Source organism: Pseudomonas sp. SDO5591_S426 (assembly GCF_054070755.1).
In genome coordinates this window covers 15666-41024 of record NZ_JBSVXD010000014.1, presented here as the reverse complement: position 1 = coordinate 41024, position 25359 = coordinate 15666, and the positions used below count along the sequence as shown (strand labels likewise).

Sequence of the window (25359 nt, the reverse complement as noted above, 5' to 3'; positions counted from 1 at the left end):
TAAAAATTCGGCGCTCCCTTCATTTCACTTGCGTCCAGCATAGCTTCAAACTCAAACTTTACCCTCGCGCTGGGTAACCTTTCGTCGCAAACAACGCGGTTAGGGAAAGCATATCCCAGCGTCTGGCGTAGCCTTTGCAGCTGGCCGTCTTAGCCGCCCCAGAACGACATAATTCTGACACGGCAGCACTTCAAACTAACGCTTAAGGACTCCAGCAGTACGCTTGGTCAGTCACCGGAGATGTAACGTGTCAACCCTCAATGAAATCGCAGCGAACCACGCGAGAATGGCCAAGGCAAAAGAAGTCGAGGCAACCGGGCTGGATGAGCGACAGCCTCAGATCGTGGGTGGGTTTGAAATCCCGTCCCTGGAGCCGCAACACCACGTTCCGCTGCACCTGATTGCAGGCGCGCAGGAAGGTAATCTTGGGCAGGCTGTTGGCTTTATGATTTGAGGCCGTGACGGGGATCTGCCGGTTTCCCTCATTGCGCCTTAGTGGATTTATGCCTGACCGTTACAGGTGGCTGCTCTTTGATAAAAAAAGAGGAGATCGCTAGCTGCAAGGCAACAATAAAAATGAAAACCGGCTCGATCGGCCACCGGAAATACGGAGCCGCTCCCCAGCAAACCATCAGAACCGCGGCAGCGATACGTCGCTGCCGTTTCGAAACTTTTGCAGCCGATGCGATTGTCGCTGTATACCATCTCATTCCGTTCAGTCCAGAGTGCGCTTCATTGCGGCGGGTATCAAAACCTGGGTGGACATTTTTAATACAGACATGAAAAAGCCCAACCTTTTCAGATTGGGCCAAGTCATTGAAAAATATGGTCGGGACGGAGTGATTCGAACACTCGACCCCTAGCACCCCATGCTAGTGCGCTACCGGACTGCGCTACGCCCCGACTAGGCGTGAAACCCGTTCCTCTTTTCGAAGAACGCTCAAGAATATATCGCAAGCTTTTGAAAACTGGAAGTATTTAAAAGCAGGAATTTATTTCTTGAGGACCACCAGAACATCTTCGAGCTCAGCGATCATCTGGCGAATCATTTGCTTGTATTGCGTGGTGTCGTCTTTGGCTTCATCGCCGGACAAACGCAAACGCGCGCCGCCGATGGTGAAACCCTGATCGTAAAGAAGCGCGCGGATCTGCCGGATCATCAGCACGTCCTGGCGCTGATAATACCGGCGGTTTCCGCGGCGTTTGACGGGGTTGAGTTGAGGAAACTCCTGCTCCCAATAGCGCAGTACGTGCGGTTTTACCGCACACAGCTCGCTAACTTCACCAATGGTGAAGTAGCGTTTGCCTGGGATGACGGGTAGCTCGTCGTTATGACTTGGTTCCAGCATAAGCCTCAACTCGGGCCTTCAACTTCTGCCCTGGACGAAAGGTGACCACACGGCGAGCCGTGATCGGGATTTCTTCTCCCGTTTTCGGATTGCGGCCAGGCCGCTGGCGTTTGTCCCGAAGGTCGAAATTGCCGAAACCGGACAATTTCACCTGTTCGTTGTCTTCAAGAGCGTGCCTGATTTCCTCGAAAAACAGTTCGACCAATTCCTTGGCTTCCCGCTTGTTCAGGCCCAGCTCTTCATACAGACGTTCCGCCATCTCAGCTTTCGTCAAAGCCCCCATACGTCACTTCCTTAACGTGGCGTTCAACCTTTGTTCGAGCGAGGTGAGGATATTTTGCGTCGTGTTATTCACCTCATCGTCATTAAGAGTGCGCGATGGATGCTGCCAGGTCAAGCCGACTGCAAGGCTTTTTCTATCAGGATCAATGCCTTTACCCTGATATACGTCAAATAGCCTGAGGTCTGTCAGCCATTCGCCTGCATTTTCACGGATTACGTCCAGTACAGCCGAGGCTGCAACGTCTTTGTGCGCAATCAGTGCCAGGTCACGACGCACTTCAGGAAAGCGCGACAACTCGTGGAATTTAGGCATTTTGCCCGAAGCCACTTCCGCCAAAACCATCTCAAAAACGAAGACCGGACGATCCAGGCCCAATGTTTTCGACAATTCAGGGTGGATAGCGCCAACGAAGCCAACCAGACGACCTTCACGTTCAATGCGCGCGGTTTGACCCGGGTGCAGCGCCGGGTGTTTGCCCGGGACGAAAGTGAACGCATCCAGAGCACCGGCGAAGCCCAGTACCGCTTCCACGTCAGCCTTGACGTCGAAGAAGTCGACGGTGTCGCGACCTTGCGCCCAGCCTTCCGGCAAGCGGCTACCGCAAACCACACCGGCCAGCATCGGCTCTTGCTTCAGGCCTTCGAGCTGACCAACGAAACGCAGACCGCTTTCGAACAGACGTACGCGATCTTGTTGACGGTTCAGGTTGTGCTGAAGCGCCTTGACCAGACCAGGCCACAAAGACGAACGCATGGCCGCCATGTCGTTGGAAATCGGGTTGGCCAACAGCAACGGCTCAACACCCGGATTAAACAACTCGAACTGTTTCGGATCGATGAAGCTGTAGGTGATCGCTTCCTGATAACCACGGGCGACCAGCAGGCGGCGCAGTTCAGGCAAGTCGCTACGGGCTTCAGCCTTGGCTTGCGGCGCCAGACGCGCTTGCGGGTAACGAACCGGCAGGCGGTTGTAGCCGTAGAGGCGAGCCAGTTCTTCGATCAGGTCGACTTCCAGACTGATATCGAAGCGATGGCTTGGCACTTCTACGCGCCACTGACTTGCCCCGTCGGCAGTAATGGTCAAGCCCAAAGCACTGAGCAGACGCTCTACTTCAGTCGAATCCATTTCCATGCCCAGCATCTGGGTGATGCGTTGAGCGCGCAGAGTGACCGGCGCGATCGACGGCAAGTGCTGTTCGCTGACGGTTTCGATGATCGGGCCGGCTTCGCCTCCGGTGATTTCCAGCAGCAGGCCAGTGGCGCGCTCCATGGCTTCACGGGCCAGTTGCCAATCCACGCCACGCTCGTAGCGATGCGAGGCGTCGGTGTGCAGGCCATAGGAACGAGCCTTGCCAGCAACGGCGATCTGATCGAAGAACGCGCTTTCCAGGAAAATATCGCGAGTGGTCGCGGTATTGACGCCGCTGTGCTCGCCACCCATGACGCCGGCAATGGCCAGTGCGCGGGTGTGGTCGGCAATAACCAGCGTATCACTACGCAGGCAGACTTCCTGACCGTCGAGCAGAACCAGCTTCTCGCCTTCTTCGGCCATGCGCACGCGGATACCGCCATTGATTTCGGCAAGATCGAAGGCGTGCAGCGGCTGACCCAGTTCGAGCATCACGTAGTTGGTGATGTCGACGGCAGCATCGATGCTGCGCACGTCGGCACGACGCAGACGCTCGACCATCCACAGCGGTGTTGGCTTGGACAGGTCAACGTTACGGATTACGCGACCCAGGTAACGCGGGCACGCAGCCGGCGCCAGTACTTCTACTGAACGCACTTCGTCGTGCACCGGCGAAACGCTGGCAACTACTGGACGAGTAACCTGAGCGGCATACAGCGCGCCGACTTCACGGGCCAGACCGGCCAGGGACAGGCAGTCGCCGCGGTTCGGGGTCAGGTCGACCTCGATGCTGGCGTCGTCCAGGTTCAGGTACTCACGAATGTCCTGACCCACTGGCGCATCGGCCGGCAGTTCCATCAGGCCATCGTTGCCTTCACCCACTTGCAGTTCGGCTTGCGAGCACAGCATGCCGTTGGACTCGACGCCCCGCAGCTTGGCTTTCTTGATCTTGAAGTCGCCCGGCAGTTCGGCACCGATGGTGGCGAACGGGATCTTCAGGCCCGGGCGCACGTTTGGCGCACCGCACACGACCTGGAAAGTCTCCGAGCCATTGCTAACCTGGCAAACGCGCAGTTTGTCGGCGTCCGGGTGCTGTTCGGTGCTGAGCACCTCGCCCACGATCACGCCACTGAAAACACCGGCGGCCGGCGTAACGCTATCGACCTCAAGACCGGCCATCGACAGACGAGCAACCAGCTCGTCGCGACTTACCTGCGGGCTAACCCAGCCACGCAGCCATTGTTCACTGAATTTCATCCTGCTCTCCTAAGAATTCGTTACGACTAGCGAAATTGCGCGAGGAACCGCAAGTCGTTGTCGAAGAACAGACGCAAGTCGTTCACGCCGTAACGCAGCATGGCCAGACGCTCAACGCCCATGCCGAAGGCAAAGCCCGAAAACTCTTCCGGATCGATGCCGGACATGCGCAGCACGTTCGGGTGAACCATGCCGCAGCCCATGACTTCCAGCCAGCCAGTCTGCTTGCAGACTCGGCAGCCTTTACCGCTGCACATCACGCATTCCATGTCGACTTCAGCGGATGGCTCAGTGAACGGGAAATACGAAGGGCGGAAACGCACGGCCAGTTCTTTTTCGAAGAACACGCGCAGGAATTCTTCGATGGTGCCTTTGAGATCGGCGAAATTGATGTCGCGATCGACCAGCAGGCCTTCGACCTGGTGGAACATCGGCGAGTGGGTGATATCCGAGTCGCTACGGTATACGCGGCCTGGGCAGACGATGCGGATCGGCGGCTGCTTCGACTCCATGGTGCGGACCTGTACCGGCGAGGTATGGGTGCGCAGCAACATGTTGGCATTGAAATAGAAGGTGTCATGCATCGACCGGGCCGGGTGATGGCCTGGGATGTTGAGCGCTTCGAAGTTGTGATAATCGTCTTCGACCTCAGGGCCTTCGGCAATGCCGTAGCCGATGTGGGTGAAGAATTGTTCGATGCGTTCCAGAGTGCGGGTAACCGGATGCAGACCACCGGAGGTCTGACCGCGGCCCGGCAGGGTCACGTCAATGGACTCGGCGGACAGTTTGGCGGCCAGGTCGGCCTCTTCAAACAACGCCTTGCGCGCATTGAGAACGTCTGTGACACGTTCCTTGGCAACGTTGATCAGCGCACCGACTTGCGGACGCTCTTCTGCCGGCAAATTCCCCAGGGTCTTCATCACCTGAGTCAATTCACCTTTCTTGCCAAGGTAGTGAACCCGGATTTGCTCCAGGGCATTGATATCTTCAGCGCTTTGCACAGCCTCTAGTGCTTGAGAGACGAGCGCATCCAGGTTTTCCATGTACAGACTCCAGATACAAAATAGGGGAAGAGCTTGAAGGCTCTTCCCCTATTTATGACGTTTAACACCTGGCCCCACGGAGGTGAGGCCGGGTGACTGTCGGGGGTACTTAAGCCAAGGTGGCTTTAGCTTTCTCGACAATCGCAGCAAACGCCGCTTTTTCGTTCACTGCCAGATCAGCCAGAACCTTACGGTCGATCTCGATGGACGCTTTTTTCAGGCCGGCGATGAAACGGCTGTAGGACAGACCGTTGATACGAGCACCAGCGTTGATACGAGCGATCCACAGAGCGCGGAACTGACGTTTTTTCTGACGACGGTCACGGTAGGCGTATTGGCCTGCCTTGATTACCGCTTGCTTGGCAACACGGAATACGCGGGAGCGTGCGCCGTAGTAGCCTTTAGCAAGTTTCAGAATTTTTTTGTGACGCTTACGGGCAATGACGCCACGCTTTACACGAGCCATGAGTTACTTCCTCTATTCTTGACTAAAATTAACGAAGGCGCAGCATGCGCTCGACTTTTGCCACGTCAGACGGATGCAGCAAGCTGCTACCGCGCAGTTGACGCTTACGCTTGGTCGACATTTTGGTCAGGATGTGGCTCTTGAAAGCGTGCTTGTGCTTGATACCGTTAGCAGTTTTCAGAAACCGCTTAGCAGCACCACTTTTGGTCTTCATTTTTGGCATGTTCGGATACTCCGCATTCAGTTGATAAACATAATCAGAAGGCCTGCCGTGCCCTGTTGATTACTTCTTCTTTTTCGGGGCGATGACCATAATCAGCTGGCGTCCTTCCATCTTAGGATGCTGTTCGACCGAACCGTACTCGAGCAAGTCACCTTCAACTCGCTTGAGGAGTTCCATCCCCAGCTCCTGGTGGGCCATCTCACGGCCGCGGAATCGCAAGGATACCTTGGCCCTGTCCCCGTCACTCAGGAAACGTACCAGGTTGCGCAGTTTTACCTGGTAATCCCCTTCCTCCGTCCCTGGACGAAACTTGATTTCTTTTACCTGAATCTGCTTCTGGTTTTTCTTGGCCGCGGCAACCTGCTTCTTCTTCTCGAAGATAGATTTGCCGTAGTCCATCAGTTTGCAAACAGGGGGTACTGCATCGGCGGAAATCTCCACCAAATCCAGTTTGGCCTCTTCAGCCTTAAGAAGCGCGTCTTCAATTGACACAATCCCAAGCTGTTCACCTTCAGCCCCAATTAACCGAACCTCGCGTGCCGAGATATTCTCGTTGATCGGGGCTTTCGGTGCAGCTCGTTTATCTTGTCTCATTTCACGCTTAATAGTAATTACTCCGAATCTGGGCGACCACGCCGGGAAACCGCTTGCGCGAGAAACTCAGCGAACTGGGCGACGGGCATCGAGCCCAGGTCAGCACCTTCACGAGTACGCACAGCGACAGTCTGCATCTCGACTTCCCGATCTCCGATAACCAAGAGATAAGGAACCTTGAGCAAAGTATGCTCGCGGATTTTAAAGCCGATCTTTTCATTTCTCAAGTCAGACTTGGCACGAAATCCGCTTTCGTTGAGGGTTTTTTCAACCTCGGCGGCAAAATCGGCCTGTTTATCAGTGATATTCATGATCACTGCCTGGGTCGGAGCCAGCCACGCGGGGAATGCACCCTCGTAGTGCTCGATCAGGATTCCGACGAAACGTTCGAAGGAGCCCAGGATCGCCCGGTGCAACATCACCGGGTGCTTGCGACTGTTGTCTTCGGAGACGTATTCGGCTCCCAGACGGACAGGCAGGTTAAAATCGAGCTGCAGGGTACCACACTGCCAGACGCGACCAAGGCAATCTTTCAGCGAGAACTCGATCTTCGGACCGTAGAACGCACCCTCGCCCGGCTGCAGATCGTACGGCAGGCCAGCGCTATCAAGGGCTGCAGCCAATGCAGCTTCGGCTCGATCCCACAACTCGTCGGAACCGACGCGTTTTTCCGGACGAGTGGACAGCTTCATCTCGACATCTTTGAAGCCGAAGTCGGCGTAAACGTCCATGGTCAGCTTGATGAACGCCGCGGATTCGGCCTGCATCTGCTCTTCGGTGCAGAAGATGTGGGCGTCATCCTGAGTGAATGCACGCACGCGCATGATGCCGTGCAGCGCACCCGATGGCTCGTTACGGTGGCAGGCACCGAATTCGGCCAGACGCATCGGCAACTCGCGGTAGCTTTTCAGGCCCTGATTGAACACCTGCACGTGGCAAGGGCAGTTCATTGGCTTGATGGCGTAGTCGCGGTTTTCCGACTGGGTGGTGAACATGTTGTCGGCGTAGTTGGCCCAGTGCCCGGATTTCTCCCACAGGCTGCGGTCAACGACCTGAGGCGTCTTGATCTCAAGGTAGCCGTTGTCGCGCTGAACCTTGCGCATGTACTGCTCGAGCACCTGGTACAGAGTCCAGCCGTTCGGGTGCCAGAACACCATGCCCGGCGACTCTTCCTGGGTGTGGAACAGGCCCAGGCGTTTGCCGATCTTGCGGTGATCGCGCTTCTCGGCTTCTTCGATGCGCTGGATGTAGGCAGCCAGTTGCTTCTTGTCAGCCCAAGCGGTGCCGTAAACTCGCTGCAACTGCTCGTTCTTGGCATCGCCGCGCCAGTAGGCGCCGGACAGCTTGGTCAGCTTGAAGGACTTAAGGAAACGCGTGTTCGGCACGTGCGGACCACGGCACATGTCGACGTATTCTTCGTGATAGTACAGGCCCATGGCCTGTTCGTTCGGCATGTCCTCGACCAGGCGCAACTTGTAGTCTTCGCCACGGGCCTTGAACACTTCGATCACTTCGGCGCGCGGAGTGACTTTCTTGATCACGTCGTAATCTTTCTCGATCAGCTGCTGCATGCGCTGTTCGATGGCCGCCAGGTCGTCCGGAGTGAAAGGACGCTCGAAGGCGATGTCGTAATAGAAGCCTTCGTCGATGACCGGGCCGATAACCATTTTGGCGGTCGGATACAACTGCTTGACCGCATGGCCAACCAGGTGAGCGCAAGAGTGGCGAATGATCTCCAGCCCCTCTTCATCCTTTGGCGTGATGATTTGCAGCGTAGCGTCGCTGTCGATGATGTCGCTGGCGTCAGCCAGCTTGCCATTGACCTTGCCGGCCACGGTGGCCTTGGCCAGACCGGCACCAATGGATGCGGCGACCTCGGCGATGGAAACCGGGTGATCGAATGAACGTTGACTGCCGTCGGGAAGAGTAATAGTTGGCATGGCGCCTCCTCTCCTAGTGGTGACCCCTACCAAAGGTCACGTGGGTTGGGATGAGCCAGTACAAGATCCGATCCAGGCCATTCAATGACGAACGCCTGCCTTACAGCGGCAGGAGCCTTTCGGCCAACCGGAAAATCGAACCAGAGTGACTGGGATTCAAATCAGGATTATTCGGGCATTCGCCGCAGCCGGGACTGAGGGTCGACCGGCGCCTGCAAGCGCCCGAGCGAGGCATGCTAGCACAGATGAACGGTCGTGGCGGTGCACAGGTTTTATGCCAGGGCAAATCCGGCGTTTTTGTGCCAGAGTGATGAACTTGATCCCCGCTTTACCCCTCAGATAAAAAGACACTGACCCCAAAAGGAGCATCCCGGCATGCGTCTGAATCGTTTATTCGCTGTAGTCGCCCCCATCGTCCTGTTGCTGCCCCTGGCCGCCCACGCCGAATGGCCGAAGGGTGAGCGTGAGAAATACATGGCTCAGTGCACCGAAGCGGCCACTCCGCAGATCGGCGCAGCTGGTGCCAAATCCCACTGTGCTTGCGGTGCAGACGCGATCAAATCGTACCCGGCTAAGGACCTTCAGTCCTTGATGGACAACACGGCCAGCGACTCCCTGAAGCAACAGGCCCTGACCCAAATTTCCAAGTGCAAGGCCAACAATCCGGCGAAAAAATAAGCCTGAAACCACCTAAAAAATGCGCTTTCAACCGGTGAAAAACCGCTGAAAAGCACTTTTTTCGACAAATTACGCAGGTTTTACAGCTTTTTTTATCGTCTTTACTTTCGGCTGAAAGCCTTTTAAAACGGGGCTTTCAGCCATATCAGGCAACAAAGAATGTGCGACTGTAGGGCAAACAGCACCTGTGGGGGGCTCCCAAAGCGAACATTTCGACTATGATACCCCGGTGTGCCCAGTTGGCCTGAGCAGCACAGTACTACTGAAAATATATGTTTCTTGGAGATACACCATGTCTAATCGCCAAACCGGCACCGTTAAATGGTTCAACGATGAAAAAGGCTTCGGCTTCATCACTCCTCAAGGTGGCGGTGACGACCTGTTCGTACACTTCAAAGCTATCGAAAGCGACGGTTTCAAAAGCCTGAAAGAAGGCCAAACCGTTTCCTTCGTGGCTGAGAAAGGCCAAAAGGGTATGCAAGCTGCTCAAGTTCGCCCAGAGTAATTTCCAGGCGCACTAAAAAAACCCCGTCCATGTGACGGGGTTTTTTGTGGGCGTCGTAAAAGCCTGAGCGATCAGCCGCAGTTGACGCGGGTGACGACCCGATTGGCATCGGTGTTGAGGTTCAGACGGTCGGAGCGGTACTCCAGCGTCACCATGTCGGTCGGCTGCAGGAATCGCGCGTTCTGCGCACCAGCACGGGTACGCGCCTGCTCCAGCAGCTCGGGAGAAGCCTGTTTGCCGATGGTGAATTCGGCCGCTTTGGCCTCGCAACGGCTGTGACCTGTGTCAGTCGTCGTTACAGGGTCAGTTGCCGACTCGTTGGTGGCAGTGCTGCAACCCGCCAGCAGGGAAACGGCCAACAAAGTACCCAATGACGCGAGCTTCCAAGGCATGAAGCCTCCTATTTTCGAGAGTTAAGCTGAGATCGTGCGACCGCCAATCCGGCGTTTGGTTTCACAGGGAGCCCAAGCACCCTGCCCTTCGCCTCGGACAAACGGCAAGTTTGCCTGAGCATCGCCCTGCCCTTCACCCTTCAATCGTGACTGAATATGAACGGTGCTCAATACACGTCGATGTAATCGAAAGCCGGACGTGGCCAGTTCTGCTTCAGCGCATTGAAGATCTGCATGACCCAGACCTCATCGCTGGCCGCGACCCGCCCAACATAACCGGAGCCCCTGGCCCAGGTTTCCAGACGGAACAGCAAGCCGTCGATATCGGTGCCGCCCACGACCCCCGATGAAATATAGGCGATGCCGCCCTTGGTCACACGCAACTGCGTATGTTCATCGTCGCTGGCCGCCGCCAACAGTTGACGCACCGCTTCAAGGGTCAAGCCGTCGGGAGTGTTCAAATCGATCTGCACAGCACAATCCTTGAAAATCCATCAAAGACCAAGTGTCGCATAGCCCTCCACTCATGCCTAAGTCGGAGTGCCAAACTCGCCGCAAAATGGTTAACTCGAGGCTCAGACTTCCCCGACCGCACGAGCGCCATCATGACCACTGTAAGTATCGACGCCGACATCAAAGCAAAGTGGCAGGACGGCCATAGCTCTTACAGCCCGGGTACGACGGAAGAGCTTGCAATCATCGGCATCGATCTACTGGTCAGAGACCTGGGAACCGAAGCTGCCCAGTCCTTCATCGAACAGGTGTTCGAGAAGCACCTGGCAGACCACAAGAGTGCAACTGACTCGGCGTAAAAGCCTGCGACTGTGAGACTTACTTCAAACGACCCAGTCGCTCGGTCAGCAGATCGAAAAAGCCCTGCGCGTCACCGCCGTTAACCCATAAGGCATTCTTGGGCGCTTTGAGGCGGTCATGCCAGTCGACGATGGTCTGGCCGAAGGTCGGACCTTCGCGACTGTCGATCACCACATTGACCTCGCGCCCGCTGAACAACTGCGGCCTGAGCAGCCAGGCGATGACGGCGGCGTCGTGCACCGGGCCACCCGGGATGTCGTAGTGCTCCATATCGGCCTTGATGTAGTCATTCAGAATATCGACCACCAGCCTGCTGGCACGGTTGTTCAACGCGGCTATCTGCTTCAGGCGCTCGTCGCTGGTGAGGATCTTGTGGGTCGCATCCAGAGACAGATAGGTCAGCTTCAATCCGCTCTTGAGCACCACCTCGGCCGCGTGCGGATCGGCGAACAGGTTGAATTCCGCCACCGGTGTGATGTTGCCACCGTTGAAGTGCGCACCACCCATGATCACCACTTCCTTGATGCCCTGAACGATTCCAGGCTGCTGGATTAGCGCCAGGGCCAGGTTGGTCTGTGGTCCGAGAATGGCAAGGGTGATGCTGTGGGGCGTGGCGGCCATCAGCGTATCGATCAGGTAGTCGATGGCATTGCCCTCGGCCAAGCCTGCCTTCGGTTCGTACACGGCGACACCGGACAGGCCTTCCTTGCCATGGATGTCCTCGGCATAGATCGGCGTGCGCATCATCGGCTTCGGCGCCCCGGCATACACTGGAACCTCCTCGCGCCCCGCCCATTCGCGCGCCAGCCGCGCGTTTCGCGAGGTCTTGTCCAGGCGTACGTTGCCAGCAACAGTGGTCAACGCACGGACGTTCAATTCATTGGGTGATGCCAGCGCAAACAGCAACGCCACCACATCGTCGGCACCAGGGTCGGTGTCGATGATGAGGTCGATTTTCTCCGGACGATTCAAAACGTTACTCCGGCAACCAGCACGATGTTGCAGTACGGCTGGCATTCGCCCGTGCGCACGATCGCCCGGGCCTGTCGGCTGAGAACCTTGAATTGTTCGTGGCTGAGCAACTCACGCTGCCCCAGCGCCCCCTCGGCATTCAGTTCGTCCAGGGTCGACAGTGCCGATGGTTTTTTCTCCAGGATTTCCTGGGCCAGCACATGGCTTTCAACCTGCATTTCGCTGAGCACCACCTTCAGGGTGCTGATGAAATCCGGAATGCCGTGGGTCAGCGCCAAGTCGATCAGTTCGACCCCGGGCGGTACCGGCAGCCCCGCATCACCGATCACCACTTTGTCGCCATGACCCAGGGAGGCGATCAGTCGCGACAGTGCAACGTTGAGCAACGGAGTCTTTTTCATGCTGGCTTGAACGCCTGTACTTCGCAAAGGGAGGGAATCGACGGTTGCGCGCCGGCTCGGGTGACCGACAGCGCCGCAGCCACCTGACCGAAGCGAATCGCCTCGGCTTCGCTCTTGCCGCCCGCCAGCGCGGCAGCAAAACCGCCGACGAAGGTATCGCCAGCCGCCGTGGTGTCGACCGCCTTCACGATCGGCGCGGGGAAGTGTTCAAAGCCCTTGCCATCGGCAAACAGCGAACCCTGGGCGCCGAGGGTGATGATCACTTTGCCCGCGCCCATCTCGATCAGTCGGGTCGCAGCGATTTCCGCGGTTTGCCGAGAGTCCACCGGCAAACCACTCAGTGCCGACGCCTCGCTCTCGTTGGGAATCAGGTAGTCGATATTCGCGTACCAGTCCGCTGGCAATGGACGGCTGGCCGGGGCCGGATTGAGGATCACAGTCTTGCCCAATTCGCGACTGCGCTTGAGCGCGTGACCCACCGTGGCGTCCGGCACTTCCAGCTGACAAATGATCACATCGGCAGCCTGCAGGACCGAATCGAAGCAGCCGATCAACGCAGGCGTCAACGCGCCGTTGGCACCGGCAACGATCACGATCGCATTCTGGCTATTGTCATCAACCACAATCAACGCCACGCCGCTGGAGCCTTCCACGGTGCTGACGGCCTGACAATCGATCTGCTCGGCCAACAACGCCTCACGCAGCTCTTTACCGTAGGCATCGCTGCCCACACAACCAACCATCGACACCTGCGCGCCCAATCGCGCGGCAGCCACTGCCTGATTGGCGCCCTTGCCACCGGATACCGTGGTAAACGACTCGCCGATCAGCGTCTCGCCACCGCGCGGCAGCCGTGGCGCCCGGGTGACCAGGTCCATGTTGAGGCTGCCAATTACCACTACTTTTGCTGACATACATTGCTACTCATTCATTCGGTTTCAGCGACGCTTTTAATTAACGGAATTGCGCAAATACGCCGGCCAATGGCGCGGTCGATTCGCGCATGACGATGCTGGGCGTCACGATCCTTTGTTCGGTGACCAGAGCCGGCGTGGCGATCCGGCGCAGCAATACTTCAGCCGCCATCTCGCCCAACTGCAGGATCGACTGCCCCACGGTGGTCAACGCCGGATAGACGTAGCGACTCATCTGGATATCGTCGAAGCCGATCACCGACAACTCGGTCGGTACACGGACATTGCGCTCGGCAGCGGCTCGCAGCACACCGATGCCGATCATGTCGTTGGCGGCGAAGATCGCGCTGGGTGGATTGCGCTCCAGCAGGATCGCCGCGGCGTTGTAGCCGCCGGTGCTGGTGAAATCGCTTTCCAGCATGCGCTCACTCGGCACTTCGATGCCCGCTTGTTTCAGGGCCCGGCAAAATCCGGCCAGACGCATTTGCGCCACGCTAGTAGTCGCCGGGCCGCTGATGGTGGCGATGTCCCGATGCCCCAGCTCCAGCAGGTGCCGGGTGGCCAGGTAGGCACCGTATTCGTGATCGATGCGCACCAGGTCTGCATCGACGCCGTCCAGTCCGCGGTCGACAATCACCATCGGCGTGCGGACATTCGACAAGCCCTGTGCCAACCCGCTATCGCCGCCCGCTGAGGCGACGATCAGCCCGTCGATGCGTTTTTCAAGCAACACGCGCAGGTAGCTGCGCTGCTTGTCCGGGTTATCGTCGGAGTTGCAGAGGATCACGCAATAGCCATTGCGCTCGCAGTAATCCTCGATGCCCCGGGCCAGTTCGGCGAAGTACGGGTTGAGGCTGTTGGGCACCAGCAAACCGATGGTCGCCGTGGTTTTGGCCTTGAGCGACCGGGCCACCGCGCTGGGGACGTAGTCGAGGGTCTTGATGGCCGCCTCGACCTTGATCCGCACTTCTTCGCTGACCGGCCGGGTCTTGTTCACCACGTGGGAAACCGTGGTGTAGGAAATCCCTGCGAGTGCCGCCACATCTTTGATCGTTGCCATGACTCAGGTCCGCCGGCTTGCGCGCTGACTGCGATAGGTATCGAGCACCACCGCGACGACGATCACCGCGCCGGTGATGATGCGCTTGGTCGGCTCGGATGCGCCGATCTGCGCCAGACCGGCCGCCAATACGGAAATGATCAACACCCCGAAGAACGTACTGATGACCGAACCGCGACCGCCCATGAGGCTGGTGCCACCGATCACCACCGCGGCGATCACTTGCAGTTCGAGACCGGAGCCGGCGTTCGGGTCTGCCGCTTCCAGGCGCGAAATCTGAAACAGCGCGGCGATACCCGCCAGCAACCCCATCAGGCTGAACACCAGGATCTTGTAGGGCTTGGGATTGATCCCCGCCAGCCGTACCGCTTCTTCGTTGGTGCCGATGCCGATCAGGTAGCGACCGAACACGGTACGGGTCAATACAGCCTGGGCGATGAAGATGATCAGCAAGGCGATGATAAACGATGGCGAAATCCCGAAGGCGATCGGGTTGGACAACCAGGCGAAGGCATCACCAATGTACGCCGTGCGCGAACCTGTCATCTGATACGCCACGCCGCGAGCCATTTCCAGCACGCCTAGGGACACGATGAACGATGGAATGCGCCAAGCCACGGTGATCGATCCGGTGATGGTCCCCGCGAGTGCGGCCGCCGCCATGCCGAGCAATGCGGCGGGCAGGACGCTCCAGCCCCAGCCGAGAATCGCCACGCTGACCGTCGAGGCGGCGAGCGCCAGCACCGAGCCCACCGACAGGTCGATGCCGCCGATGATCAACACGAAGGTCATGCCGACCGCCAGGACCATCAGATCCGGAATCTGGTTGGCCAAGGTGCTGAAGGTGTCGTAGGACAGGAAGTGGCTGCTCAGGGCCGAGAACAGCACGACCATCGCCAGTAACGCACCGGCCAGGCCCAGATAAGTGCCGAGGCCATAAAAGTTGCCACTGCGTTTGCCGGGCGAAGATACGGTTTTCATGGAAGATCCCTAGGCGCGGCTTCGTTGAGCAGCGCATCACGTTTTTGGTAGCCGGCAAAAGCGGCGGCAAGCAAGTCATCCTGGGTCCAGCTGTCGCGCTCGAAGGTGTCGATCAGCCGCCCCGCCGACAGCACGCCGATGCGGTCGCAGATCAGCATCAATTCGCGCAGGTCACTGGAGACCACCACCAGCGCTTTGCCCTGGCGGGTCAGTTCACCGAGCAACGCATAAATGTCGAACTTGGCGCCGACGTCGATACCGCGAGTCGGCTCATCGAACAACAGCACCGAGCAGTCGCGCTCCAGCCAACGGCCGATCACCACTTTCTGCTGATTGCCACCGGACAGCTCGGACACCAATTGCGCCGGGCCGGAACTGCGGATGCGCATGGCGTCGATCTGACGCTGGGCCAGGGACGCTTCGTCGCCGGGATTGACGAAGCCGCTGCTGGAAATACGCGGCATGTTGCCCAGCGCGATGTTGGCGCCGATCGATTGCGTCAACAGCAAGCCTTCACCCTTGCGGTCTTCGGTGATCAGGGCAATGCCGTGAGCGACTGCGTCGACCGGGGATCGGATGCTGACGACTTGCGCCGGCGAACCCAGCGCAACGGTGCCGCTATCTGCGATATCGGCGCCGAAGATCAGCCGCAGCAACTCGGTGCGCCCTGCTCCGATCAAACCGGAAATGCCGAAGATCTCGCCGGCGCGCACTTCGAAGGACACGTCACGAACCTTGTCGGCACGAGACAGGCCCGTGACCGTCAACGCCGCAGCGCCGATCTTGCGCGGGCCCATGTCGATGTGTTCGCCCAGCTCACGACCGACCATCAACGTGACCAGTTGCTCGCTGTTGTAATTGGCCATCGGCTCGACGCACACCAGATTGCCGTCGCGCAATACCGCAATGCGCTGGGCAACCCGCGCCAACTCTTCGAGGCGATGGGAAATGTAGATGATCGACACGCCGCGAGCTTGCAAGCGAGTGATCTGTTCAAACAGCATCTCGACTTCACGGGTTGTGAGCATGGCCGTCGGTTCGTCGAGGATCAGCACGTGGCAATCGCCGATCAGGTTGCGGGCGATCTCGACCATTTGCTGGTGACCGATGCCCAGTTCGCCGACCAGGGTGTCCGGATCGATCGCATCGAGACCGACCTGAGCCATGGCTTCGATCGCCGCTTTGCGCAGTTGCTTGCGACTGATCCAGCCTCCGTTGCTGGGCAAGTTGTCGAGAAACAGGTTTTCCGCCACCGACAAGGTCGGCAGCAGATTGAGTTCTTGCATGACCATGCGGATGCCGAGGTCTTCCGCCTGAGTGCGGCTGCCCGGTCGGTAATCCTGCCCCTGGAATTGCATCTGGCCAGTGGTCGGCGTGACCAGCCCACCAATGATCTTCGACAGCGTGCTTTTGCCCGCGCCGTTCTCACCGGTCAGCGCCAGCACTTCACCGCGCATGAGCGTCAGGTCGATGCCGGTCAGGACCGGTTGGGCGTAGGTCTTGCCGATGCCGCTGACCGAGAGGACAGCGTTCGGGTCGCGAACGGACATAAAAACTCTCCATGCGCTCGCCCGGACGGGCGAGCGCCATTGTGTCGCCAGAGGATTACTTGGTAACCAGCTCTACCGGCGTCTCGATCACACCGTTCGCGCTGCTGTCGACTTTTTCGCCCTTGATGATTTTCAGCGCCGTCTCGATGCCGAACACCGCTTGTTTGGCGGCAAACTGGTCAGCCGTGGCCAGCACTCGACCGTCCGCGAGCATGGGCTTGATGGCGTTGATGTTGTCGTAGCCGACGACTTCAACCTTACCGGCCTTTCCCGCAGCACGTACCGCCGACACTACACCGAGCGCCATGCTGTCGTTACCGGCCAGCAGGGCTTTGGTTTGCGGGTATTCGCTGAGGATCGACGCGGCAACCTTGTTGCCCTTGTCGATTTCCCAGTCACCGGACTGCACCGACACAACCTTGATCTGCGCGGCTTCCATCGCGTCCTTGAAACCCGCGGTGCGGGCCTGGGCGTTGGTGGTCGTGGACACACCTTCGATGATGCCGACTTCGTCACCGGCCTTGAGTTTCTTGGCCAGGTACTCACCGACCAGACGCGCGCCTTTGCGGTTGTCCGGACCTACGAACGGAACACTGATGTTTTTGCTTTTGACCACGGCCGGATCAAGCTGATTGTCGATGTTGATCACGGTGATACCGGCATCGATGGCTTTCTTGATCACCGGCACCATGGCTTTGGAGTCAGCCGGCGCGATGACCAGCGCATCGACCTTGGCCAGAATCATTTGCTCGACGATGCGCGTCTGGCCCGCGGTATCCGTTTCGTCCTTGATGCCGTTGGAAATCAGCTCGAACTCGCCGGAGTGATCTTTCTGGTAGGCCTTGGCGCCGTCTTCCATGGTCAGGAAGAATTCGTTGGCCAGGGACTTCATCACCAAGGCGACTTTAGGTTTGGCAGGCGTTTCAGCGAAAGCCGAAGAGACAGGCAGCGCAGCAGAGGCGGCAGCCAGCATAGCGACAGCAAGAAGACGTCCAGCGAATGGCAGCTTCATGGGTTCACTCCGATCTTATGATTATTGTGAGCAACGCTTGCGCTGGCGTAAGCTGCGTGGCGTTCGCTGATGGATTTAGCCCATCAGGACAGCCGCGCAAACGTTTGCGTAGACCGGACTATGCGAATCTTGTCGAGATTTGTCAATGACGAGTAAACGCCATCTGAGGGAACCGTTCACGCTGTGGTACTGACCACATTCCCGGAACCTGTCAGCTCCTTCGCCAGGGCGGCGGCCACTTGCATCAGTGCCGCGGACGTATCGGCAATCTGCGACTGAATCGACATGACTGCGGTCGCCTTGGCTTCCGCCGACTGGAATTTCGCAGCCTGGGTTGCCGCCAATTGCTGCTGTTGCTCGCGCAGTTGCTCCTGCAATTCCTGCATGCGCTTGAGCAACATCTGCACGGCAATGCTTTGCTTACTGCCCGCGCTTTCGGTTTTCTCACTACCCTGCGCGCCGCCGCCGAGGCTGACAGACTTTTTCTCGTCCGCTTCCAGCCCCAGGCGCTGTGTCGACGTATCAGCCGCCGCCTCGCTCAAGGTCTCAACAGTCGAGGGAGACTTCCCGCCAATGTTGATCACGGACGCATTTGGAAAACCGACGGTCAACGACATGTGAACTCCATGAAAAAAGGATTCCTCATGGAGAGATCGGCCAGCGTACCGGTTTCTTTAGCTGCAACCGACGATCCGACTGTCGGAGAGCCGAACGCGAAACCCGCAATCAGTCGGAAATCCGGACAACCCGCAAAGTCATCACGTTGAAACCGCGTTTAAATATTTAAACAAATCAGTAAGTTAAACGATTCTCTCAATACAAAGTGTAATTGGTACAGATTCTGCTCTTCTCCAGCACCCCAAGCGTTCAGATCCGCTCGGGGCGCATCTAGATGAACTTGCATCAGCACCGTCACTACTAGAGAGAAAAATAATGACATCTGCTATCAAACATTTTGTTCCGGGCGCCTTGGCCCTCTTGCTGCTCCTGCCTACTGCCCTTCAGGCAAAAGAAGTCGAAACCCAACAGAAACTGGCGAACGTGGTGATTCTTGCCACCGGCGGCACCATTGCCGGCGCCGGCGCCAGCGCGGCCAACAGCGCGACGTACCAGGCGGCGAAAGTCGGCATCGATAAACTGATCGCCGGCGTTCCAGAACTGAGCCAGGTCGCCAATGTTCGCGGCGAACAAGTGATGCAGATCGCGTCCGAGAGCATCACCAACGAAAACCTGCTGCAACTGGGTCGCCGCGTGGCCGAACTGGCCGACAGCGCTGACGTCGACGGCATCGTGATCACCCACGGCACCGACACCCTGGAAGAAACCGCTTACTTCCTGAACCTGGTTGAAAAGACCGACAAGCCGATCATCGTCGTCGGCTCGATGCGCCCAGGCACCGCGATGTCAGCTGACGGCATGCTGAACCTGTACAACGCCGTGGCCGTGGCCAGCAGCAAAGAGGCTCGCGGCAAAGGCGTGCTGGTGACCATGAACGATGAAATCCAGTCGGGTCGCGACGTCAGCAAAATGATCAACATCAAGACCGAGGCGTTTAAAAGCCCTTGGGGTCCCCTCGGGATGGTGGTTGAAGGCAAATCCTACTGGATCCGTCTGCCAGCCAAGCGCCACACCATGGACTCGGAGTTCGACATCAAGAACATCAAGAGCCTGCCTGACGTAGAAATCGCCTACTCCTACGGCAACGTCAGCGACACCGCTTACAAAGCGCTGGCTCAGTCCGGCGCCAAAGCCATCATCCACGCGGGCACCGGCAACGGCTCGGTGTCTTCGCGGGTCGTTCCAAGCCTGCAAGCCCTGCGCAAGGACGGCGTGCAAATCATCCGCTCTTCCCACGTCAACGCCGGTGGCTTCGTACTGCGTAACGCCGAACAGCCTGACGACAAGTACGACTGGGTCGTGGGTCACGATCTGAACCCGCAGAAAGCCCGCATCCTGGCCATGGTCGCCCTGACCAAGACTAACGACAGCAAAGAGCTGCAACGGATGTTCTGGGAATACTGATTCACCCTCGCCCGACCGATTCCGGTCGGGCACCGCCTCGCCTTTCGAAAAAATATTCCTTCTTCCTACACCAAATGGAACAAACCGCTGTCAGAGGATTTTCTTGAATTTTAAGCAGTTGCGAAAATGCCTACAGTTAAATACTGTATGCACGTACAGCTTAATAAGGATAATCCCTTGGACACCACCTCTGCCTCACCTGACTCCTATGTCCGCATGGGCACGCGAGTTCAGAAAATCATCAATTCCCCCACCGCCCAAAAAGCCAAGGCTGCACTGATCTTCCGTCTGCCGGACGAGCCCGTGGATGAGTGGGAACGCCTGCTCGAAGAAATCGATGAAAACGACAACGTCACCCTCGCCTATCGCGATGACGGCGGTGTGCAGATTTTCTGGGTCGTGCCGAAGGAAGACTGAGTCAATGAGTGTCCGTTGTTTTGCTTTGCTGTTTCTGTTGTTCGCCATGGGCGCCCAGGCCGATGCGCCCCGCACCTTCAACGAAGCCAAGAAAGTCGCCTGGAAGTTGTACGCGCCCCAATCCACCGAGTTTTATTGCGGCTGCAAATACACCGGCAACAAGGTGAACCTCGCAGCGTGTGGCTACGTGCCGCGTAAAAATGCCAAGCGCGCCTCGCGCATCGAGTGGGAACACATCGTTCCGGCCTGGCAGATTGGTCACCAGCGCCAATGCTGGCAGGAAGGCGGACGCAAGAACTGCACGCGCTACGATCCGACCTACCAGAAGGCCGAGGCCGATCTGCATAACCTGGTGCCAAGCATCGGTGAGGTGAACGGCGATCGCAGCAACTTCAGTTTCGGCTGGTTGCCCGAGCAATCGGGTCAATACGGCTCGTGCCTGACCCAGGTCGACTTCAAGGCGAAGAAGGTCATGCCTCGCCCATCCATTCGAGGGATGATCGCCCGGACGTATTTCTACATGAGCAAGCAGTACGGCTTGCGCCTGTCGAAACAGGATCGCCAACTGTACGAAGCCTGGGACAAAACCTATCCGGTTCAGGCCTGGGAACGTCAACGCAACCAAAGCGTGGCGTGCGTCATGGGACGCGGCAACGAGTTTGTCGGCCCGGTGGACATGAAATCCTGCGGCTGAATACGCGTTGAAAACACAAAGGCCTCGGGTTCAATACCCGAGGCCTTTTTAATTTCTCATCGAGAAGCGCGGTACTTATTGGGCTGCCGGACGCTCGAGGACCAGCACTTCAATGTTCTGTTTTTTCGCCTTGACGAGCGCTGCGTTCACTTGCGCCTGCTTGGCGTCGGCTTCAGCCTTCGAACCGTATGGCCCCATCAGAATCCGGGTCTTGCCATTTTCCCTGATGACATTGGACATGAAGCTGTGCTCGATCAGCCAGCCGCTCAGGTCGCTGACTGCCTGAGGTGTTTCGCCTCGCACTTCAAGATCCCATTGCGGCCCCGACACTTGCACCGGCGTTACCGCCGCCGCTGCAGGCTGCGGCTTTTGCGCATCCCCACGCTTGTCCTCACCACATCCCGCCAGCGCCAGTACCGCCATAACCAAAACCATTTTGCGCACAGCGTTTCCCTCTGAATGCTTAAAGCGAGGATTTTAACACTCATGAATACTTCCCGAGTGCCGTAAAATGGGCACAAAACAACGAGAATGATGGTTGCGGCCTCTGTATAGTTACGCCTTGGGAATTAATGCTGCATCTGCGCGTCAGAAAGAGGCACCCAAACTGTGAGACTTCGCACTAATCTATACATACCACCGACCTCTGCACTGTCCGAATCAGGTGCCCCACAAAGCAATCAAGGAGAAGACCATGCTGATACTCACCCGCAAAGTCGGTGAAAGCATAAATATTGGTGATGACATTACGATCACCATCCTGGGCGTAAGCGGCCAGCAAGTCAGAATTGGCATCAACGCCCCGAAAGACGTTGCGGTGCATCGCGAAGAGATTTATCAGCGCATTCAAGCTGGCCTGACCGCCCCGGACAAGCCGCAGACTCCCTGAATCCTGATGCAGTCAGTAGCCAGCCCGTTCGCCCCGGAACGACGGCTGGCTAAAGATTCATCTGCCGCTACGCCCTCTGCCTTCCTCGCTTGCCCCTAGCTATCCAAACGTCACGCCACGCGCCATGCCAGTGGCCGCGACAACCATCAGCAGCACCAGCAACGCTTCGACATGACTGATCCGCGCAAACAACTTCGCGCGCCCGGTATCGATTGCCGCGCCACGCGCCAGTGCCACCCGCCATTTGATCAAGGTCACCATCGGCGCTACTTCAAGCAGCAGGACAAGAACGAAAAGCGTCATCTTGAGGTGAAACAACGGCTGATGCAGGTAGTAATCCGTGCCTTTTTCGTACCCGCCAAAGGCTCGCATCCCACCGGTAACCAACAGAATGAGTGCGGAAATCCCCCAAAGGTTATCCGCGATCAGCACGCTGCGAGCCTCTCCCGCGCCACTCGCCAAACGCCGAAAATTCGTACCGCGAACCAGAACCGCCCAAAACCCCATCGTTAACGCCAAAAGGTGTACCACCGCAAGAAACCAGTGAGCCAGCATCGTGAAACTCCTGTCAGGACGAAGATGAATAAACCTGTCAGTAGTAGCTCATCAATCGATGAATTGCATCTGCCCAACCATTAGCAGATGCCTCTGTTCTGCTCATGGGAGCCAACCCGCAGGCGGCAAAGACATGGCGTTACAGAGACCGACTAGACTCCAACTCGCCAGTGCGACATGTTCTTGCCGCACTGCCCAAAAGCAGTCATTCCCACCGAATTGACCCGAGTACACAAAATCATGTGTGAATCATGTGATTCAAACTCTGCTTCAAAAACCCAAGAGCGTCGCCGCTTTCTTCGCCTTGCCGGATTAGGAGCCGGCGCCCTGCTACTCGCCGGCACCCTGCCCAATCAGATCCTCCACGCGGCCGAAAAAACCTCAACGCCCCCCAAACCCAAAAACGTCATCAGCCCTGATGAGGCCCTTAAAAGACTGATGGCGGGAAACGAACGGTATGTCAGCGGCGAGTCAGAAACCCATGACTTCCAGGACGAGCGTGAAGCGTTGGTTTCCGGTCAGAACCCGTTCGTCGCGGTCCTGAGTTGCTCCGACTCGCGCATCGCCCCCGAGTACGCGTTCGATACTGCACGAGGTGATCTTTTCGCCATCCGCGTGGCCGGTAACTTTGTTACGGACGAAGGTCTGGCGAGTATCGAGTACGGTGTCGCCGTGCTTGGCGCGCCGCTCATTCTGGTATTGGGGCATGAGAGCTGCGGCGCGATCGAGGCCGGCATCAAAGCCGTCAAGGACAAAACGGTGTTCCCCGGGCAGATCCCGAAACTGACTGACGCACTCAAACCCGCTATCGAAACAGTGATCAAACAACCTGGAGACCTGGTGGAAAACGCGACCGTACAAAATGTCAAAGACTCGGTTGCACGCCTCAAGCAGGCCACGCCACTGCTGACCGACGCGCTCGGCAACGGCAAGTTGAAAATAGTGGGGGGCATCTATCGCCTGGCGACCGGGAAGGTCGAACTGATTGCCTGAATCATCAGGGCTTCGGTAAAAAGTGCCAGATGTGAAGAGCCCAGCGCGATGGCTGGGCTCTGGTTATTTTCTGTTTTCCATCATTTTGTCGGCGAGGGCTTTGGCCCTCTCGATCAACAGATTCTGCCTGTCTTCGTGAGTGGCCCCGCCTACTACGGGTGCCGTCAGATTGCTCTCTGCAATCAACGCAGCGCAGAAGTATCGATCCCAAGCAGTTTGGCTGTCGGATGACTGCTTGTTGATTTGGTCGGAGATCATATATGTGACTCCTTTAGATGAGGGAGCACCGCCCATTTTACGCCTGAATCACCGCGTTACAGGATCCATCTCAGAAGCACATGAGTGGCAATCCAGGGGGATGCCTCAACCACAGTCCATTGAAGCAAAAGGCAAATGGACAAGTAAGCCGCAAAGAATCGGATCATCGCTCGCCTCCCCATCATCTCCCCTCCAGCTTCACTGAGCCAATCAAACGCCTGGTCGCCTGTTCTGGTTGGATGCAGTTCGTTGCCCACAGTTCAACATCGGGTAGAAATGATTTTCATTTGGCAGCACGGACATCCTAATCCGACTCCGCAAATGATAATATTTCTCAAGCAGAATTGCTGGCGGGGACAGCCTGGTAATGAGGGAACGTTACGAGATCCATTTTGTGGCTGGCGGATTCAAGAAAGTCATCATCATCGAACGCTCAAGCATGAGCGATCTGGAGGCCTGGAAAGCAGCCCTGCTTCACCATGGAGAGTGTGCAGGGAGCACTTTCAACATTCGCTACATCGCTGATGCCATCGAAAAAGCGTCGGGCCGCGACATCAGGAAGGTGCGATGGAACAAGGCCAGCCACACGATCACCTGGAGTGAGCGCGCGAAGCTGGCTCGGAATACGGTGGGGTTGAAGAATATTGAGTAAGCCGTCGTCAAGACGCTCGGTTACCAGGATATTCAAGCGATCGCTTGCCTGAAATTTGCCCAAAATTTACCTGTATACCCCACGACAAAGAAGGATCAACCTTTCGTTGAACCCCTAGGACAGGTCGATCCACTATCGCTTTCACCTGAAACTGGCGGTAGGATATTTGGTTAGCCAAATAGCTACCCATGACAAATCAAGGCAAGAAAATTGACGGTAACCGAGACTAAAGACCGTATAAACGAAATAGATCTGTTTCGTTTCATCGCGGCAATGGCAGTACTTATTTTTCATTACGCGTTCCGCGGACATGCGTATGACGACCTATCCCTTATGTCCTACCCATGGATTATTCCCGTTGCCAAATATGGATACCTGGGTGTTCAGTTCTTTTTTATGATCAGCGGGTTTGTCATTTTCATGACGGCAACAAATGCGACGCCAGTCTCATTTATAAGATCTAGAATTATTCGCCTGTATCCGGCTTTTTGGGCCTGCTGCACAATAACATTCCTGGTAATTACGATCGCCGATGACCCAAAGTTCACGGCGAGTTTTTCTCAGTACTTGCTCAACATGACCATGACCAGCGGTTTTTTTCAACAACCCTCAATTGATGGTGCTTACTGGTCAATATTTGTAGAAATCAGGTTTTACATTCTAATCGCAATCGTTCTGTTTTTGAGGCAGATGAAGCACGCAGAATACCTCATGCTGGCGTGGCTGGCATATACAGCTTACACAGCCTTTTTCGGTGAAGGACGTCTATCCATTCATCTGATCTCAGACTACGCACCTTTCTTCATAGCCGGCGCCTCACTATTTCTCGTGCGTAGAAATGGTGTTTCCACGCTAAGAACCATCACTATTTTCGGTTCCTTCCTGTTAGCGCTGCACCAAGCACTAAAACAAGCGGAACTGATATCACCAATATTTAGATCCGAAGTCAGCCCGATAATTGTGACGGCGATAATTTCTAGTTTTTTTATTATCATGTCACTCTCAGCGCTGCGAAAAACGGGAACTATCGGAAAGAGAAACTGGAGTACCATCGGCGCCCTCACCTACCCGCTGTATCTACTGCATCAATTTATCGGGTACATCATATTCAATCATTTCTACGCCACTACCAACATCCACATTCTCTTTTTTGGAACGACATTATTGATGATACTTATGGCTTACGCAATCAACAAACTGGTCGAAAAACCCGCTGCAACCAAGCTTTATTACTTAATGAGCAGAACACAACAACTGCGCCCATAACACATCGGCGTCGACCAGAAAGAATCGAATCGCAGAAGGCTCTTCAGCGCCC

The 25359-nt window shown here is 56.9% G+C and carries 32 protein-coding genes and 1 tRNA gene; 11 read left to right on the top strand and 22 right to left on the bottom strand.

Features of this window, described 5'->3' with window-relative positions; translation table 11 throughout:
* Window positions 1-247: 247 nt before the first annotated feature.
* The gene (locus ACW9JC_RS05425; RefSeq protein ID WP_457454019.1) at window positions 248-454 is read left to right on the top strand and encodes a hypothetical protein; all 207 of its coding nucleotides are present in this window, start codon (window positions 248-250) and stop codon (window positions 452-454) included.
* 372 nt (window positions 455-826) lie between these two features.
* On the opposite strand, the gene ACW9JC_RS05420 is transcribed toward ACW9JC_RS05425, so the two are convergent.
* The 9 genes from ACW9JC_RS05420 to thrS all read right to left on the bottom strand — a co-directional run bounded on the left by ACW9JC_RS05420 (window position 827) and on the right by thrS (window position 8283).
* Window positions 827-903: transfer RNA gene (locus ACW9JC_RS05420), tRNA-Pro, on the bottom strand.
* An 89-nt stretch (window positions 904-992) separates the two neighbouring features.
* Complete coding sequence (locus ACW9JC_RS05415; RefSeq protein WP_003179985.1) at window positions 993-1349, bottom strand: MerR family transcriptional regulator; 357 nt, start codon at window positions 1347-1349, stop codon at window positions 993-995.
* Window positions 1330-1632 carry an integration host factor subunit alpha gene (gene ihfA, locus ACW9JC_RS05410; RefSeq protein ID WP_002553164.1) on the bottom strand — a complete coding sequence of 101 codons (303 nt, stop codon included), beginning with the start codon at window positions 1630-1632 and terminating at the stop codon, window positions 1330-1332. Before ihfA ends, ACW9JC_RS05415 begins: the two co-directional genes overlap by 20 nt.
* Window positions 1633-1635: 3 nt before the next feature.
* Complete coding sequence (pheT, locus tag ACW9JC_RS05405) at window positions 1636-4017, bottom strand: phenylalanine--tRNA ligase subunit beta (RefSeq protein WP_457454017.1); 2382 nt, start codon at window positions 4015-4017, stop codon at window positions 1636-1638.
* Between the two features lie 26 nt (window positions 4018-4043).
* Window positions 4044-5060: a phenylalanine--tRNA ligase subunit alpha gene (pheS, locus tag ACW9JC_RS05400; protein ID WP_056853666.1), complete on the bottom strand. Its 1017-nt coding sequence runs from the start codon at window positions 5058-5060 to the stop codon at window positions 4044-4046.
* Window positions 5061-5169: 109 nt separating this feature from the next.
* Window positions 5170-5526 (bottom strand): 50S ribosomal protein L20, encoded by a 357-nt coding sequence (rplT, locus tag ACW9JC_RS05395; protein ID WP_007905879.1) that lies wholly within the window; start codon window positions 5524-5526, stop codon window positions 5170-5172.
* A gap of 28 nt (window positions 5527-5554) precedes the next feature.
* Window positions 5555-5749 carry a 50S ribosomal protein L35 gene (gene rpmI / locus ACW9JC_RS05390; protein ID WP_002553160.1) on the bottom strand — a complete coding sequence of 65 codons (195 nt, stop codon included), beginning with the start codon at window positions 5747-5749 and terminating at the stop codon, window positions 5555-5557.
* 60 nt (window positions 5750-5809) lie between these two features.
* Complete coding sequence (gene infC / locus ACW9JC_RS05385) at window positions 5810-6361, bottom strand: translation initiation factor IF-3 (RefSeq protein ID WP_176469887.1); 552 nt, start codon at window positions 6359-6361, stop codon at window positions 5810-5812.
* On the bottom strand, window positions 6361-8283 hold the full coding sequence (gene thrS / locus ACW9JC_RS05380; protein WP_338585913.1) for a threonine--tRNA ligase: 1923 nt from the start codon (window positions 8281-8283) through the stop codon (window positions 6361-6363). The genes infC and thrS overlap by 1 nt, the downstream gene beginning before the upstream one ends.
* 375 nt (window positions 8284-8658) lie before the next feature.
* Between thrS and ACW9JC_RS05375 the strand changes: the two genes are divergently transcribed.
* Window positions 8659-8961: a hypothetical protein gene (locus ACW9JC_RS05375; RefSeq protein WP_338585912.1), complete on the top strand. Its 303-nt coding sequence runs from the start codon at window positions 8659-8661 to the stop codon at window positions 8959-8961.
* 292 nt (window positions 8962-9253) lie between these two features.
* Window positions 9254-9466 carry a cold-shock protein gene (locus ACW9JC_RS05370; RefSeq protein ID WP_003179963.1) on the top strand — a complete coding sequence of 71 codons (213 nt, stop codon included), beginning with the start codon at window positions 9254-9256 and terminating at the stop codon, window positions 9464-9466.
* A 71-nt stretch (window positions 9467-9537) separates the two neighbouring features.
* Here ACW9JC_RS05370 and ACW9JC_RS05365 read toward each other — a convergent pair whose 3' ends face one another.
* Together ACW9JC_RS05365 and ACW9JC_RS05360 are read right to left on the bottom strand one after the other, a co-directional pair.
* Window positions 9538-9858, bottom strand: a complete 321-nt coding sequence (locus ACW9JC_RS05365; RefSeq protein WP_457454015.1) for an I78 family peptidase inhibitor — start codon at window positions 9856-9858, stop codon at window positions 9538-9540.
* Window positions 9859-10025: 167 nt separating this feature from the next.
* Window positions 10026-10331 carry a hypothetical protein gene (locus tag ACW9JC_RS05360; RefSeq protein WP_457454013.1) on the bottom strand — a complete coding sequence of 102 codons (306 nt, stop codon included), beginning with the start codon at window positions 10329-10331 and terminating at the stop codon, window positions 10026-10028.
* Between the two features lie 132 nt (window positions 10332-10463).
* Between ACW9JC_RS05360 and ACW9JC_RS05355 the strand changes: the two genes are divergently transcribed.
* On the top strand, window positions 10464-10670 hold the full coding sequence (locus tag ACW9JC_RS05355; protein WP_338585909.1) for a hypothetical protein: 207 nt from the start codon (window positions 10464-10466) through the stop codon (window positions 10668-10670).
* Window positions 10671-10689: 19 nt separating this feature from the next.
* On the opposite strand, the gene ACW9JC_RS05350 is transcribed toward ACW9JC_RS05355, so the two are convergent.
* The 8 genes from ACW9JC_RS05350 to ACW9JC_RS05315 form a co-directional block, all read right to left on the bottom strand.
* Window positions 10690-11688, bottom strand: a complete 999-nt coding sequence (locus ACW9JC_RS05350) for a nucleoside hydrolase (RefSeq protein WP_457454011.1) — start codon at window positions 11686-11688, stop codon at window positions 10690-10692.
* Window positions 11640-12044: a D-ribose pyranase gene (gene rbsD, locus ACW9JC_RS05345; protein WP_338585908.1), complete on the bottom strand. Its 405-nt coding sequence runs from the start codon at window positions 12042-12044 to the stop codon at window positions 11640-11642. Before rbsD ends, ACW9JC_RS05350 begins: the two co-directional genes overlap by 49 nt.
* A complete protein-coding gene (gene rbsK, locus ACW9JC_RS05340) occupies window positions 12041-12958 on the bottom strand; it encodes a ribokinase (RefSeq protein ID WP_457454009.1) in 918 nt (305 codons plus the stop codon). Before rbsK ends, rbsD begins: the two co-directional genes overlap by 4 nt.
* A 40-nt stretch (window positions 12959-12998) precedes the next feature.
* Window positions 12999-14018 carry a LacI family DNA-binding transcriptional regulator gene (locus ACW9JC_RS05335; RefSeq protein WP_457454007.1) on the bottom strand — a complete coding sequence of 340 codons (1020 nt, stop codon included), beginning with the start codon at window positions 14016-14018 and terminating at the stop codon, window positions 12999-13001.
* Window positions 14019-14021: 3 nt separating this feature from the next.
* On the bottom strand, window positions 14022-14999 hold the full coding sequence (locus tag ACW9JC_RS05330) for an ABC transporter permease (protein WP_338585905.1): 978 nt from the start codon (window positions 14997-14999) through the stop codon (window positions 14022-14024).
* Window positions 14996-16549 (bottom strand): sugar ABC transporter ATP-binding protein, encoded by a 1554-nt coding sequence (locus ACW9JC_RS05325; protein ID WP_457454005.1) that lies wholly within the window; start codon window positions 16547-16549, stop codon window positions 14996-14998. Before ACW9JC_RS05325 ends, ACW9JC_RS05330 begins: the two co-directional genes overlap by 4 nt.
* Window positions 16550-16604: 55 nt before the next feature.
* Complete coding sequence (locus ACW9JC_RS05320) at window positions 16605-17561, bottom strand: substrate-binding domain-containing protein (protein WP_457454004.1); 957 nt, start codon at window positions 17559-17561, stop codon at window positions 16605-16607.
* 176 nt (window positions 17562-17737) lie between these two features.
* A complete protein-coding gene (locus ACW9JC_RS05315; protein WP_457454003.1) occupies window positions 17738-18178 on the bottom strand; it encodes a hypothetical protein in 441 nt (146 codons plus the stop codon).
* A 316-nt stretch (window positions 18179-18494) separates the two neighbouring features.
* Between ACW9JC_RS05315 and ACW9JC_RS05310 the strand changes: the two genes are divergently transcribed.
* From ACW9JC_RS05310 to ACW9JC_RS05300, 3 genes are all read left to right on the top strand, one after another.
* Window positions 18495-19583: an asparaginase gene (locus tag ACW9JC_RS05310; protein WP_457454001.1), complete on the top strand. Its 1089-nt coding sequence runs from the start codon at window positions 18495-18497 to the stop codon at window positions 19581-19583.
* A 126-nt stretch (window positions 19584-19709) separates the two neighbouring features.
* Entirely contained in the window at window positions 19710-20000 is a 291-nt protein-coding gene (locus tag ACW9JC_RS05305; protein WP_457453999.1) for a DUF1654 domain-containing protein, read from the top strand.
* A gap of 4 nt (window positions 20001-20004) precedes the next feature.
* Window positions 20005-20694, top strand: a complete 690-nt coding sequence (locus ACW9JC_RS05300; protein WP_338585898.1) for an endonuclease I family protein — start codon at window positions 20005-20007, stop codon at window positions 20692-20694.
* A 75-nt stretch (window positions 20695-20769) separates the two neighbouring features.
* Here the strand turns inward: ACW9JC_RS05300 and ACW9JC_RS05295 are convergent, their stop codons facing one another.
* On the bottom strand, window positions 20770-21138 hold the full coding sequence (locus ACW9JC_RS05295) for an SPOR domain-containing protein (protein ID WP_457453997.1): 369 nt from the start codon (window positions 21136-21138) through the stop codon (window positions 20770-20772).
* 250 nt (window positions 21139-21388) lie between these two features.
* Here ACW9JC_RS05295 and csrA point away from each other — a divergent pair, with 250 nt between their 5' ends.
* Complete coding sequence (gene csrA / locus ACW9JC_RS05290; protein ID WP_007938114.1) at window positions 21389-21583, top strand: carbon storage regulator CsrA; 195 nt, start codon at window positions 21389-21391, stop codon at window positions 21581-21583.
* 99 nt (window positions 21584-21682) lie between these two features.
* On the opposite strand, the gene ACW9JC_RS05285 is transcribed toward csrA, so the two are convergent.
* A complete protein-coding gene (locus tag ACW9JC_RS05285; RefSeq protein ID WP_457453995.1) occupies window positions 21683-22138 on the bottom strand; it encodes a DUF2214 family protein in 456 nt (151 codons plus the stop codon).
* Window positions 22139-22378: 240 nt separating this feature from the next.
* On the opposite strand from ACW9JC_RS05285, the gene ACW9JC_RS05280 reads away from it, so the two are divergent.
* Complete coding sequence (locus tag ACW9JC_RS05280; protein WP_457454047.1) at window positions 22379-23131, top strand: carbonic anhydrase; 753 nt, start codon at window positions 22379-22381, stop codon at window positions 23129-23131.
* Window positions 23132-23194: 63 nt separating this feature from the next.
* On the opposite strand, the gene ACW9JC_RS05275 is transcribed toward ACW9JC_RS05280, so the two are convergent.
* On the bottom strand, window positions 23195-23389 hold the full coding sequence (locus tag ACW9JC_RS05275) for a hypothetical protein (protein ID WP_338585894.1): 195 nt from the start codon (window positions 23387-23389) through the stop codon (window positions 23195-23197).
* A 367-nt stretch (window positions 23390-23756) separates the two neighbouring features.
* On the opposite strand from ACW9JC_RS05275, the gene ACW9JC_RS05270 reads away from it, so the two are divergent.
* Together ACW9JC_RS05270 and ACW9JC_RS05265 are read left to right on the top strand one after the other, a co-directional pair.
* Complete coding sequence (locus ACW9JC_RS05270) at window positions 23757-24041, top strand: hypothetical protein (protein ID WP_457453993.1); 285 nt, start codon at window positions 23757-23759, stop codon at window positions 24039-24041.
* Between the two features lie 210 nt (window positions 24042-24251).
* Window positions 24252-25307 (top strand): acyltransferase family protein, encoded by a 1056-nt coding sequence (locus tag ACW9JC_RS05265; protein ID WP_457453991.1) that lies wholly within the window; start codon window positions 24252-24254, stop codon window positions 25305-25307.
* Window positions 25308-25359: the final 52 nt, after the last annotated feature.

What these genes read in the sequence shown, in the direction of transcription:
- ACW9JC_RS05415 (WP_003179985.1), bottom strand. Translation starts at nt 1,349, where the DNA reads ATGCTGGAACCAAGTCATAACGACGAGCTACCCGTCATCCCAGGCAAA.
- ihfA (WP_002553164.1), bottom strand. Translation starts at nt 1,632, where the DNA reads ATGGGGGCTTTGACGAAAGCTGAGATGGCGGAACGTCTGTATGAAGAG.
- pheT (WP_457454017.1), bottom strand. Translation starts at nt 4,017, where the DNA reads ATGAAATTCAGTGAACAATGGCTGCGTGGCTGGGTTAGCCCGCAGGTA.
- pheS (WP_056853666.1), bottom strand. Translation starts at nt 5,060, where the DNA reads ATGGAAAACCTGGATGCGCTCGTCTCTCAAGCACTAGAGGCTGTGCAA.
- rplT (WP_007905879.1), bottom strand. Translation starts at nt 5,526, where the DNA reads ATGGCTCGTGTAAAGCGTGGCGTCATTGCCCGTAAGCGTCACAAAAAA.
- rpmI (WP_002553160.1), bottom strand. Translation starts at nt 5,749, where the DNA reads ATGCCAAAAATGAAGACCAAAAGTGGTGCTGCTAAGCGGTTTCTGAAA.
- thrS (WP_338585913.1), bottom strand. Translation starts at nt 8,283, where the DNA reads ATGCCAACTATTACTCTTCCCGACGGCAGTCAACGTTCATTCGATCAC.
- ACW9JC_RS05375 (WP_338585912.1), top strand. Translation starts at nt 8,659, where the DNA reads ATGCGTCTGAATCGTTTATTCGCTGTAGTCGCCCCCATCGTCCTGTTG.
- ACW9JC_RS05370 (WP_003179963.1), top strand. Translation starts at nt 9,254, where the DNA reads ATGTCTAATCGCCAAACCGGCACCGTTAAATGGTTCAACGATGAAAAA.
- ACW9JC_RS05365 (WP_457454015.1), bottom strand. Translation starts at nt 9,858, where the DNA reads ATGCCTTGGAAGCTCGCGTCATTGGGTACTTTGTTGGCCGTTTCCCTG.
- ACW9JC_RS05355 (WP_338585909.1), top strand. Translation starts at nt 10,464, where the DNA reads ATGACCACTGTAAGTATCGACGCCGACATCAAAGCAAAGTGGCAGGAC.
- ACW9JC_RS05350 (WP_457454011.1), bottom strand. Translation starts at nt 11,688, where the DNA reads ATGCCAGCCGTACTGCAACATCGTGCTGGTTGCCGGAGTAACGTTTTG.
- rbsD (WP_338585908.1), bottom strand. Translation starts at nt 12,044, where the DNA reads ATGAAAAAGACTCCGTTGCTCAACGTTGCACTGTCGCGACTGATCGCC.
- rbsK (WP_457454009.1), bottom strand. Translation starts at nt 12,958, where the DNA reads ATGTCAGCAAAAGTAGTGGTAATTGGCAGCCTCAACATGGACCTGGTC.
- ACW9JC_RS05335 (WP_457454007.1), bottom strand. Translation starts at nt 14,018, where the DNA reads ATGGCAACGATCAAAGATGTGGCGGCACTCGCAGGGATTTCCTACACC.
- ACW9JC_RS05330 (WP_338585905.1), bottom strand. Translation starts at nt 14,999, where the DNA reads ATGAAAACCGTATCTTCGCCCGGCAAACGCAGTGGCAACTTTTATGGC.
- ACW9JC_RS05325 (WP_457454005.1), bottom strand. Translation starts at nt 16,549, where the DNA reads ATGTCCGTTCGCGACCCGAACGCTGTCCTCTCGGTCAGCGGCATCGGC.
- ACW9JC_RS05320 (WP_457454004.1), bottom strand. Translation starts at nt 17,561, where the DNA reads ATGAAGCTGCCATTCGCTGGACGTCTTCTTGCTGTCGCTATGCTGGCT.
- ACW9JC_RS05315 (WP_457454003.1), bottom strand. Translation starts at nt 18,178, where the DNA reads ATGTCGTTGACCGTCGGTTTTCCAAATGCGTCCGTGATCAACATTGGC.
- ACW9JC_RS05310 (WP_457454001.1), top strand. Translation starts at nt 18,495, where the DNA reads ATGACATCTGCTATCAAACATTTTGTTCCGGGCGCCTTGGCCCTCTTG.
- ACW9JC_RS05305 (WP_457453999.1), top strand. Translation starts at nt 19,710, where the DNA reads ATGCCTACAGTTAAATACTGTATGCACGTACAGCTTAATAAGGATAAT.
- ACW9JC_RS05300 (WP_338585898.1), top strand. Translation starts at nt 20,005, where the DNA reads ATGAGTGTCCGTTGTTTTGCTTTGCTGTTTCTGTTGTTCGCCATGGGC.
- csrA (WP_007938114.1), top strand. Translation starts at nt 21,389, where the DNA reads ATGCTGATACTCACCCGCAAAGTCGGTGAAAGCATAAATATTGGTGAT.
- ACW9JC_RS05285 (WP_457453995.1), bottom strand. Translation starts at nt 22,138, where the DNA reads ATGCTGGCTCACTGGTTTCTTGCGGTGGTACACCTTTTGGCGTTAACG.
- ACW9JC_RS05280 (WP_457454047.1), top strand. Translation starts at nt 22,379, where the DNA reads ATGTGTGAATCATGTGATTCAAACTCTGCTTCAAAAACCCAAGAGCGT.
- ACW9JC_RS05275 (WP_338585894.1), bottom strand. Translation starts at nt 23,389, where the DNA reads ATGATCTCCGACCAAATCAACAAGCAGTCATCCGACAGCCAAACTGCT.
- ACW9JC_RS05270 (WP_457453993.1), top strand. Translation starts at nt 23,757, where the DNA reads ATGAGGGAACGTTACGAGATCCATTTTGTGGCTGGCGGATTCAAGAAA.